This window comes from Psychromonas arctica, from assembly GCF_038155225.1.
GTDB lineage: Bacteria > Pseudomonadota > Gammaproteobacteria > Enterobacterales > Psychromonadaceae > Psychromonas > Psychromonas arctica_B.
Genome location: NZ_JBAKBA010000194.1, coordinates 1 through 235, shown reverse-complemented (window position 1 = coordinate 235; position 235 = coordinate 1). Strand labels below are relative to the sequence as shown.

Below are 235 nucleotides of genomic sequence, written 5' to 3'. Positions count from 1 at the left end.
GGCTCTGTGTAGTTTTTATAGTACCCAAACAATAAAACGCAGCGTAAGCTGCGTTTTAAGAGTGTTGTTTAATAAAGTAGGTTTATTTTAGTTAATTTCTTCTTCTACTTCATCCGGACTTTCAGGTTCAATCAGCTCAGGCTGTTCATGTAAATCTGCTTTTAATTGACCTTTACGGTGTTTTAACAGGGTATCTAATTTTTTAGCGGCACTTGCAATAGCAGGGTACATACCT

Annotated in this window: 1 pseudogene; it reads right to left on the bottom strand. The window is 36.6% G+C overall.

The features are described from left to right. Positions 1–87: 87 nt before the first annotated feature. Positions 88–235, bottom strand: a pseudogene (locus tag V6255_RS18275) (ribosome hibernation-promoting factor, HPF/YfiA family); the annotation flags it as partial.